Source organism: Streptomyces sp. BV286, assembly GCF_019090165.1.
Classification (GTDB): domain Bacteria; phylum Actinomycetota; class Actinomycetes; order Streptomycetales; family Streptomycetaceae; genus Streptomyces.
On sequence record NZ_JAHRIB010000033.1, the window covers coordinates 1 to 9267 of the forward strand.

Genomic DNA, 9267 nt, shown 5'->3' on the forward strand with positions numbered 1-9267 from the left:
CTCACCCTCTCGGGCTTTCCTCCGGGCGCTTCCCTTCGGTCTTGCGTTTCCGACTCTATCAGACCGTTTCCCGATCCGATTTCCTCGGTGCCTTTCAGGTTTCCGCTTTCGCGTTTCCCTTTCCGGCGGTGTTGACTCTAGCAGATCCTTTCGGGCCTGACTTCCAGTCAACTTCCCCCGCGTTAGCGGGGATTGGTGCTGTGTCTTCGCGGCTGTTGGGCCGTTCCGACGTTCCAAACGTTAGCGGATCCTCTCGGCAGTTCCTAATCGGAGCTGTCGGCCCCAAATCGAAATCAATTCGGGCACGCCGAATTGAATCCCGCTGGGAGATCGTGCTGGTGGTTGGATGTGCCGCATCTGCGGCGGAGATGTTGTCGCAGAACCGTTCCGGCTCCGTGGCAACTCGAAGAACCCTACGCATCTGCGAGGGGAGTGTCAAGTCTCCCCCGGGCGGCCATCCGGCAAACCCTTGGCCCGTACTCGGACCGGGTCGTGGCATGAGCCCAACTCAGGCCTCAGTCAAGGTCGGTGAGCCGGCCGCCCGCGTCCGGCTGGGCGTCCTCCACCCTGCGCAGCAGCCGGGTCAGCACCTCTCCGAGGACTCCGCGCTCCTGCTGTGAGAGGTCCTGGAGCAGGTCCTCCTCGAAGACAGTGGCCAGGCGCATGGCCTCCAGCCACTTCTCGCGGCCCTCGTCCGTGAGCTCGACGATCACGCGGACCCGGTTGGACTCGTCGCGCTCACGGGTGACGAGACCCTCCGCCACCATCCGGTCAATCCGGTGGGTCATGGCCGCCGGGGTGAGACCGAGCCGCTTCGCCAGCTCGCTCGGACCCAGGCGGTACGGCGATCCCGACAGGACGAGGGCCTTGAGGACCTCCCACTCGGCGTTGCTGATCCCGAGGGTGGCGGTCTGGCGGCCGTAGGCGACGTTCATACGGCGGTTGAGGCGGCCCAGCGCCGAGACGATCTGCTCGACCTGGGGGTCGAGGTCCTGGAACTCGCGCTGGTAGGCGGCGATCTGCTCGTCCAGCGTCGGCTCGTTCACGGCCGGGGTGTCACCCATGGCCGCAGTATGGCACGCACCCGCTTGGCGTTGAAGTCCTTCGAGATGTACTGTTTAGCTTCGAACTTTAGCTTCGAAGTCTTCACCTCTAACTCCTGAGGCAACCGTAAGACTTCTCGATCAAGGCAGGTGAAAGTGACCAGGGCGAGGGGCGCGGAGATGCGCCGGATCCATGTGGGCAACGCACTCAGCGCGTTCGGGCTCGGCTTTACCGTCCCGTATCTGTACGTCTATGTGGCGCAGGTACGGGACCTCGGTTCGATGACGGCGGGTCTCGTGCTCGCCGTCTTCGCCGTGGCCGCGCTCGTCGTGCTGCCGTTCGCCGGGCGGGCCATCGTCCGGCGGGGTCCGCTGCCGGTGCTGGTCCTCGCCCTGCTCACCGCCGCCGCCGGAGCGCTGAGCCTGGGACTGGCGAGCAGCTCGACGGCCGTCCTGCTGTCGGCCGCCGCGCTCGGCGCCGGACAGGCCGTGATGCAGCCCGCGCTGGCGACGATGATCGTCGACTTCTCGAGCGCCGAGACCCGGTCGCGGGCCTTCGCCACGCAGTTCTTCCTGCAGAACCTCGGCCTCGGGGTCGGCGGCCTCATCGGCGGTCACCTCGTCGACGCCTCGAAGGCGAGCTCGTTCACGCTGCTGTTCTCCATCGAGGCGGCGATGTTCCTGCTGCTCGTGGTGGTCATGGCGACCGTACGGATGCCGCGGGCGCCCAGGGTCGAGGGTGCGCCGGGGCAGGACCGGGGCAGCTGGAAGCAGTTGCTCGGCAACCGCGCCATGGTGCAGCTGTGTGTGCTGGGCTTCGTGCTGTTCTTCGCCTGCTACGGACAGTTCGAGTCGGGGCTGAGCGCGTACGGCGTCGAGGCGGCGGGGATCTCCACGTCCACGCTCGGGACGGCGCTCGCCGCGAACACCGCGATGATCGTCGTCGCGCAGTTCGCCGTGCTGAAGTTCGTCGAGCGGCGCAAGCGGTCCCGGGTGATCGGCGCGGTGGGACTGATCTGGGCGCTCGCCTGGCTGACCGCCGGGTACGCGGGGCTCGGGCACGGCAGCCAGGCGATGGCGACGGCCGCGTTCGTGTCGACGTACGCGCTGTTCGGGCTCGGTGAGGCGATGCTGTCGCCGACCGTGGCGCCGCTGGTCGCGGATCTGGCGCCGAGCGGCATGGCCGGGCAGTACAACTCCGCCTTCGCCCTGGTGAAGCAGCTCGCCCTCGCGGTCGGGCCGGCGGTGGGCGGGCCGATGGGTGCCTCGCTGCCGGGTCCGTACATCGTGACGTTCCTGCTGTTCTCGCTGGGCATCACGTTCCTGGCGGTGCGGCTGGGGCGGCATCTCACTCCTGTGCAGAACCAGCCCTCGCTGGCGAAGAGCCGGGTCGTGGTGCGCGGCGGGGCTCCGGTGGAGCCCGTTCAGGCCGCTGCCTGACAGGGGCCCGCGCGAACACGTACGACGGCCGTCACCACGGATGGGGTGACGGCCGTCTCGTGTTTCCGGTCAGTGGCGTCAGCGGACCGCCGTCACCAGGGCGGACGTGAACGGGACGGTCGCCGTGCCGTCCGGGTTCGTGTGGGCGGCGAGAGCCGTCACGACCGCGTCGGCGGCCTGGGCCAGGCGGTCGGGGCCGCCGGCGTCCTCGATCGCCTGGCCCCAGGGCACGGCCGTGAGGTGGCCGCGGACGAAGTCGGTGAGCGGGGGCAGGGTGATGCCGAAGGTCGCCTCGTGGCTGACCACCTCGCGGAAGCCCGCCTCCGTGAGAGCGGCCGTGAGGCGTTCGGCGGGGCAGGAGAAGGCCGACGCGAAGTACGCCTCGGCCGCCGCGCCGCCGTACTCGGCGACGACCGGGGACTGGACGGCGAAGTACGGGGAGCGGTCCCGGGGCGCCCACGCCGTGGCGGCGAACCGGCCGCCGGGACGCAGGACCCTGGACGCCTCGGTGAGGGCCGCGCCCAGGTCGGGGAAGAACTGCACGCCCTGCTGGCACAGGACGGCGTCGAAGCTGCCGTCCGGGTGGGGGAGCCGGTCGGCGGGTGCCACCGTGAACTCGATGTCCGGGTACATGCGGGGCGCCTTGGCGGCGGCCACCTTGAGCATCGCCTCGCTGAAGTCGGCGGCCGCGACGTGGCCCGTGGGTCCGACCCGGGCGGCGGCCGCGCGGGCCACGAAGCCGGTGCCGGCGGCGAGATCGAGGATCTGGTGACCGGGACACAGGTCCACGGCGTCCAGCAGCGCCTCCACGAACGGCGCCATGATCGGTGCGCTGTACTCCTCGTAGCGCTCGGGAGCGCTGCCTTTGAGCTGAAAGCCCGTTTCGTCTGCCTGCGGTGAGCTAGCCATGGGTGAGCTACTAGCACCGCGGGGCGTGACTGACCAGATGCCGCGCGGCTCCTGGGTCAGGTGGTGCGCGGAAGTGCGAACTCGCACCACACCGCCTTGCCACCGCCGGGAGTACGGCGCGAGCCCCAGTTCGAGGCGATGGTGGCCACGATCGAGATGCCCCTGCCGGACTCGTCGGCGGGCTCGGCGCGGCGGCGGCGCGGGAGGTGGTCGTCGCCGTCGGTGACCTCGACGATCAGGCGGCGGTCGGTACGGCGGAGTCTCAGACGCATCGGCGGGGTGCCGTGCTGGAGGGAGTTGGCGACGAGCTCGCTCGCGGCCAGCACGCCGAGGTCGTGCAGGTCGGGCGGGAAACGCCAGCTGGTGAGGACGCCGGAGGCGAACGCACGCGCGCGTGGAGCCGCTTCCACGCCGCCGAGCAGCTCCAGGGCCGCGTTGCGGAAGAGGTCGCTGTCGGGGCCCGTACGTGCCGGGTGCTGGAGGACCAGGACCGCCACGTCGTCGTCGTGGTCGGCCGTCACACCCGCCGAGCGGACCAGCCGGTCGCAGACCACCTGGGGCGTGCCCGTGGCGCCGGCGAGCGCCTGTGCCAGGGAGGCGATGCCCTCGTCGAGGTCCGCGTCCCGGCGCTCGACCAGGCCGTCGGTGTAGAGCACGGCCGTGGAGCCGGGGCCGAGGGGCACCGAGCCGGAGGAGTGCATCCAGCCGCCCGTGCCGAGCGGGGGCCCGGTGGGCTCGTCGGCACGCAGGACGGTGCCGCTCTCGTCGCGGACGAGGATCGGGAGGTGGCCGGCGGAGGCGTACACCAGGCGGCCCTCGTTCGGGTCGTGGACCGCGTACACGCAGGTGGCGATCTGGTTGGCGTCGATCTCCATGGCGAGGCCGTCGAGGAGCTGGAGGACCTCGTGCGGGGGCAGGTCGAGGCGGGCGTACGCGCGGACCGCCGTGCGGAGCTGGCCCATGACGGCCGCCGCGCGCACCCCGCGGCCCATGACGTCGCCGATGACGAGGGCGGTACGGCCGCCGCCGAGGGTGATCACGTCGTACCAGTCGCCGCCGACCGCGGTCTCCGTGCCACCGGGGTGGTAGGTCGCGGCGACCCGCAGGTCGTCCGGCTCTTCGAGCTCCTGGGGCAGCAGGGAGCGCTGGAGGGTGACGGCGGTCTCGCGCTGCTGGCGCTCGCTGGCCCGCAGCCGCTCGGCGGCCTCGGCGTGGTCGGTGACGTCCGCGGCGAAGATCAGTACGCCGCCCTCCTGGGGGGCGGCCGGAGCGTCGACGGGGACGGGGGTGCACGTGAACGTGTACGAGCGGCCGCCGGGGACCTTGCGGGACTTGACCGTACGCGGCTTGGAGCTGCGCAGGACCTGGTCGAGGAGCGGCAGCAGGCCGACCTCGGCCAGCTCCGGCAGCGCGTCGCGCGCGGGCTCACCGACCGGGCGGACGCCGAAGGCCGCCACATAGGCGTCGTTCACGTACGCGAGGCGGTGCTCCGCGCCGTGGACGAGGGCGACGAGGGCCGGGATGCGGTCCAGGACCTCGCGGACCGGCAGCTCGTCCACGGCGGGGGCGGGCGCGGCCTGGGCGTCCTCGGCGGTCGGCCGCTCGGCGCGGGCCGCGGGCACGGAGCCCTCCGAAGGGAGCGCGGTCGGCGATCCGTCGGTCCGCGCTGCGGCGCGGCGCTGCGTTCCGGGGAGCCGGGCGCTCCAGCGCGTGAAGTTCACTGTGGGACAGGCCTCGTGGGGTCGAAGGGCGAGCGGTCGGCCCGCCCATGGTCGTGGACCAGTGTGTCCGACCGGACCGACATCCGTCAGACGCCGGCCCCGCGGACGGAGTTCCTGCCTCCGGTCAGGACGACCCCTTCGGGTCCCGAGGAGGTTTTCCACCGGCCGCGAGTTCGAACTCCGCACGGGGGTGTTCGAGCGAACCGAGGGAGACGATCTCCCTCTTGAAGAGGCCCGACAGGGTCCATTCGGCGAGCACGCGGGCCTTGCGGTTGAAGGTGGGCACCCTGCTCAGGTGGTACACGCGGTGCATGAACCAGGCAGGGTAACCCTTCAGTTTGCGCCCGTAGACGTGCGCAACGCCCTTGTGCAGCCCCAGGGAGGCGACCGAGCCCACGTACTTGTGCGCGTACGTCTCCAGCGGCTCGCCGCGCAGGGAGTGGGCGATGTTGTCGCCGAGGACCCTGGCCTGGCGCACGGCGTGCTGGGCGTTCGGGGCCGTCTCCGCGCCGGTCCCCGGCACGGTCACGTCGGGTACGGCGGCGGCGTCGCCCGCGGCCCACGCGTGCGTGGCGCCGTCCACGGTCAGCTGGGCGGTGCACTTCAGGCGGCCGCGTTCGTTCAGCGGCAGGTCGGTGGCCGCGAGAACCGGATGCGGTTTCACTCCTGCGGTCCACACGACCGTCCGGGTCGGGAAGCGGGCGCCGTCGCTGAGGACGGCGACGCGGTCGGAGCACGAGTCGAGGCGGGTCTCCAGGCGCACGTCGATGTTGCGGCGGCGCAGCTGGGTGACGGTGTACCTGCCCATCTCCTCGCCGACCTCGGGGAGGATGCGGTTCGAGGCCTCGACGAGGATCCACTTCATGTCGTCGGCCTTGACGTTGTGGTAGTACCGCGAGGCGTAGCGGGCCATGTCCTCCAGCTCGCCGAGCGCCTCCACTCCCGCGTATCCGCCGCCCACGAAGACGAAGGTCAGGGCGGCGTCGCGGATGGCGGGGTCGCGGGTGGAGGAGGCGATGTCCATCTGCTCGATGACGTGGTTGCGCAGGCCGATGGCCTCCTCGACGGTCTTGAAGCCGATGGCGTACTCGGCGAGACCGGGGATCGGAAGGGTGCGCGAGACGGAGCCGGGGGCCAGGACCAGCTCGTCGTACGAGATCTGGTCGGGGCCGGTGCCCTCCTCCTCGGTGGCGAGGGTGACGACGGTGGCCGTGCGCTTGGCGTGGTCGATGGACTCGGCCTCGCCGATGACGACGCGGCACTGGTCCAGGACGCGGCGCAGGGGCACGACGACGTGGCGCGGCGAGATCGAGCCCGCGGCCGCTTCCGGCAGGAACGGTTGATAGGTCATGTACGGGTCGGGGGTGACCACGACGATCTCCACGTCGCCCCGCCTGAGCTCCGGTTTGAGCTTCCGCTGGAGACGCAGGGCGGTGTACATCCCGACGTAGCCGCCGCCGACAACGAGAATGCGCGCACGTTCCTTCACTCACCCATGACGCAACGGCGACCGGCGTTTGTCCACAGGCCCGTCAATTTGTGTGACCGCCCGCCCGAGACACGCGGACGCAGGCGATTCGCCGGGGCGCGGGGAAGGACCGCAGGTCAGCGGGTGTGAGCGGGGTGGCAGTAGGGGGCGCAACCGGGACGTAACCGGCCCGTACTCCGATCGGGGGGCGCTCTGTGCGGAACCTCCCCCTTCTGAATTGACCCCCACTCAACTATGTTCGTGTGTCATCGGGGTGTAGGGGGATTCGCTCGACGGGTCCGTACGGCGGGGTCGTACGGCCAAGGCTGTTCCGCTGACTCCGGCTGTCGATGGCGGGGAGAGTCTCCGGGGGGAGACGTCATTACCGGGGGAACACATATGCATATTCAGGACACTCATTGGACTTCTGCGTCCGCCCTCACAACGGGCGGCGCGGTCGGCGCGGTGGCGGGGAACGGACGCGCGGCGGATGTATCGCGCACCACACCACTGCGAGTGGACGCACAGCGCAACCTGGAGCACGTACTGCGCGCGGCCCGCGAGGTCTTCGGCGAGCTGGGGTACGGCGCTCCCATGGAGGACGTGGCACGGCGCGCGCGGGTCGGCGTCGGCACGGTGTACCGGCGCTTCCCGAGCAAGGACGTCCTGGTCCGGCGCATAGCCGAGGAGGAGACCTCCCGGCTGACCGACCAGGCGCGCTCCGCGCTCGGGCACGAGGACGAACCGTGGTCGGCGCTCTCGCGCTTCCTGCGGACGTCGGTGGCCTCGGGTGCCGGGCGGCTGCTGCCGCCGCAGGTGCTGCGGGTGGGAGTCGCCGACGAGGGCGGCGAGGGCACGGTCTTCGACGAGGCGCGGGTGCCGCAGCAGCGGTCCCAGCCCGCCGGGCCCGAGCTGCGGCTCGTGGAGCGTCCGGCCCCCCTCGGGGAGGCCGTGGTGGACGAGGACGACGCCGGGGCGGCCCAGCTGCTGGAGGTCGTGGGCCGACTCGTGGACCGGGCACAGGAGGCGGGCGAGCTGCGTCCGGACGTGACGGTGTCGGACGTACTGCTGGTGATCGCCACGGCGGCGCCCTCGCTGCCCGACGCGGCCCAGCAGGCGGCGGCTTCGGCACGACTGCTGGACATCCTGCTGGAGGGGCTGCGGTCCCGTCCGGCCTGAGCCGGGAGTGCTTCCGGCCGGGAGCGGTTGCGGCGTGAGCCGCGGTGGCTTCCGGCCGGGTGCGCGTGCTCCTGGGCGGGGCAAGTGCCCCCGGGCGCATGCGCGTCGGCGAGGACCGGCCGGGCGCGTGTCGGTGATGGCGGACCGGGTGCGTGTCGCCGAGCTCTGGCTGTGCCGTCCCTGCGTCCCTGGCGTGGCACGGGTCCCGTCGCCAACCGGCTTGCAGGCACGGGTCCCGTCGCCAACCAGCTTGCCGGGGAAGGCCGCTGAAGCTTCCCCGTTCGGGTGAACGATAGTTCGCCAATTCGGCAAACTCCCTCGGACGAGTGGTTGCGCCGTTCCTCCGGGTAACAGCCACGGGTCCGTGTGTCACTCTTTCCCGGTGTTCGGGTCCGAGTGTGCAGGCGGGGGCTTTCCGCAATGAGCGTTGACGGTCGGGACGAGTCACCCGGCACCGGGGACACGGAGACCGGCGGTCCTCCGTCGCCGCAGGTGCCGGGCCAGGGAGGGTCCTCCTGGGACGCTCCGCCCACGGCCCCCGAGGCCGTACCGGCCGGCGGCACCGAACCGGAAGCCAGCGTTCCGCCCCAGCGCGAGCGGTACGACCGGCGTGAGTGGCGCGACAGCGGTGTGCTGCCTCCCCCGGTCGAACTGCCGCCCGCCGACGCCGACCTGATCGCCTGGATGCGCGCGGGCGACGACACCGCCTACGAGGAGCTGTACCGGCGCCACGCGGTCGCCGTCCGCAGATACGCCCGCACCTGCTGCCGGGACGCCCACACCGCGGACGACCTCACGGCCGAGGTCTTCGCCCGCATGCTCCAGGCCGTACGCGGCGGCAGCGGCCCCGAGCACTCCGTACGCGCCTACCTGCTGACGACCGTACGGCGCGTCGCGGCGGGCTGGACGAAGTCGGCGCGGCGGGAGCACCTGGTCGACGACTTCGCCGTGTTCGCGGCACAGGCCGCGCGCGGCGCCGAGATGTCGGACGACACCGCGTCCGGCTCCTTCGGAGCGGGCCTCGACCTGGGCGCGGACGTACGCGCGATGCACGAGGCCGAACAGTCGATGGCCATGCAGGCGTTCCGGTCGCTTCCGGAGCGCTGGCAGGCCGTGCTGTGGCACACCGAGGTCGAGGACGAGTCGCCCAGCGAGGTCGCCACGCTCTTCGGGCTCGACGCCAACGGCACGCGCGTACTGGCCAGTCGGGCCCGTGAGGGCCTCAAGCAGGCCTATCTCCAGGCGCATGTGAGCGCCACGCTCACCACGGACGAGGAGTGCGCGAGCTACGCCGACCGGCTCGGCGCGTACGCGCGTGGCGGGCTGCGCACGCGTGCCGAGCGCGGGCTGCGCAAGCACCTGGAGGAGTGCGCCAAGTGCCGGCTCGCCGCCGGTCAGATCAAGGAGGTCGCCAGCGGGATTCCCGCCGTGGTGCCGGTCGCGGTCATCGGCTGGTTCGGTGCCGCCGGCTACGCGAAGGCGGCCGCCCTCATCGCCGGCGGGGCCG

The 9267-nt window shown here is 71.6% G+C and carries 7 protein-coding genes; 3 read left to right on the plus strand and 4 right to left on the minus strand.

The window, feature by feature from the left end:
• Nucleotides 1–515: 515 nt before the first annotated feature.
• Nucleotides 516–1064, minus strand: coding sequence for a MarR family winged helix-turn-helix transcriptional regulator (locus KUF83_RS05140; protein WP_217453343.1), 549 nt, complete (start codon nucleotides 1062–1064; stop codon nucleotides 516–518).
• 135 nt (nucleotides 1065–1199) lie between these two features.
• Between KUF83_RS05140 and KUF83_RS05145 the strand changes: the two genes are divergently transcribed.
• Nucleotides 1200–2483, plus strand: coding sequence for an MFS transporter (locus KUF83_RS05145; RefSeq protein WP_308402916.1), 1284 nt, complete (start codon nucleotides 1200–1202; stop codon nucleotides 2481–2483).
• A gap of 78 nt (nucleotides 2484–2561) precedes the next feature.
• On the opposite strand, the gene KUF83_RS05150 is transcribed toward KUF83_RS05145, so the two are convergent.
• From KUF83_RS05150 to KUF83_RS05160, 3 genes are all read right to left on the minus strand, one after another.
• Nucleotides 2562–3392 carry a class I SAM-dependent methyltransferase gene (locus KUF83_RS05150; RefSeq protein ID WP_254643396.1) on the minus strand — a complete coding sequence of 277 codons (831 nt, stop codon included), beginning with the start codon at nucleotides 3390–3392 and terminating at the stop codon, nucleotides 2562–2564.
• Between the two features lie 56 nt (nucleotides 3393–3448).
• A complete protein-coding gene (locus KUF83_RS05155; RefSeq protein WP_217453344.1) occupies nucleotides 3449–5113 on the minus strand; it encodes a SpoIIE family protein phosphatase in 1665 nt (554 codons plus the stop codon).
• Nucleotides 5114–5237: 124 nt separating this feature from the next.
• Nucleotides 5238–6602: an NAD(P)/FAD-dependent oxidoreductase gene (locus KUF83_RS05160; RefSeq protein ID WP_217453345.1), complete on the minus strand. Its 1365-nt coding sequence runs from the start codon at nucleotides 6600–6602 to the stop codon at nucleotides 5238–5240.
• A 378-nt stretch (nucleotides 6603–6980) separates the two neighbouring features.
• On the opposite strand from KUF83_RS05160, the gene KUF83_RS05165 reads away from it, so the two are divergent.
• Together KUF83_RS05165 and KUF83_RS05170 are read left to right on the plus strand one after the other, a co-directional pair.
• The gene (locus tag KUF83_RS05165) at nucleotides 6981–7760 is read left to right on the plus strand and encodes a TetR/AcrR family transcriptional regulator (protein ID WP_217453346.1); all 780 of its coding nucleotides are present in this window, start codon (nucleotides 6981–6983) and stop codon (nucleotides 7758–7760) included.
• A 420-nt stretch (nucleotides 7761–8180) separates the two neighbouring features.
• Nucleotides 8181–9267 (plus strand): sigma-70 family RNA polymerase sigma factor (locus KUF83_RS05170; RefSeq protein ID WP_217453347.1); only part of this gene is annotated, 1087 nt, incomplete at its 3' end.

Coding starts and splice junctions, on each gene's coding strand:
- KUF83_RS05165 (WP_217453346.1), top strand. CDS start 6,981: ATGCATATTCAGGACACTCATTGGACTTCTGCGTCCGCCCTCACAACG.
- KUF83_RS05140 (WP_217453343.1), bottom strand. CDS start 1,064: ATGGGTGACACCCCGGCCGTGAACGAGCCGACGCTGGACGAGCAGATC.
- KUF83_RS05150 (WP_254643396.1), bottom strand. CDS start 3,392: ATGGCTAGCTCACCGCAGGCAGACGAAACGGGCTTTCAGCTCAAAGGC.